Genomic DNA, 492 nt, shown 5'->3' with positions numbered 1-492 from the left:
TGCCAAGGCATCCACCGTGCGCTCTTATTCACTTAACTAACAATGAATAAGCATAATGCTTATATTTGCTTTACGCCTTTGTTGATGTCGTTGGTATTACTCTTATTTAGTTTTCAAGGTACAAAAGTGGAGCCTAGCGGGATCGAACCGCTGACCTCCTGCGTGCAAGGCAGGCGCTCTCCCAGCTGAGCTAAGGCCCCATAAATGTTTATATATAGATGGTGGGCCTGAGTGGACTCGAACCACCGACCTCACGCTTATCAGGCGTGCGCTCTAACCAGCTGAGCTACAGGCCCATCTATTTTTTATTAGAAGAGAAAATTAATCTCTCAAAACTGAACCAAACTGACCAAGTATGCCCTTACCGGAGGACTCGAAAGTCCTCTAGCGTTCCTTCATATTCCTTAGAAAGGAGGTGATCCAGCCGCACCTTCCGATACGGCTACCTTGTTACGACTTCACCCCAATCATTAGTCCCACCTTCGGCGGCTG

The 492-nt window shown here is 47.6% G+C and carries 2 tRNA genes and 1 rRNA gene; all 3 read right to left on the bottom strand.

Features of this window, described 5'->3' with window-relative positions:
- Window positions 1-127 precede the first annotated feature (127 nt).
- A tRNA-Ala gene (locus tag QBK89_RS15045) sits at window positions 128-200 on the bottom strand.
- A gap of 19 nt (window positions 201-219) precedes the next feature.
- Window positions 220-296 (bottom strand) — tRNA-Ile (locus QBK89_RS15040).
- Window positions 297-408: 112 nt separating this feature from the next.
- A 16S ribosomal RNA gene (locus tag QBK89_RS15035) occupies window positions 409-492 on the bottom strand; the annotation flags it as partial.

Source organism: Virgibacillus sp. LDC-1 (assembly GCF_030137545.1).
In the GTDB taxonomy this organism is placed as follows: domain Bacteria; phylum Bacillota; class Bacilli; order Bacillales; family Amphibacillaceae; genus LDC-1.
This window is presented reverse-complemented; position numbering and strand designations above follow the sequence as displayed.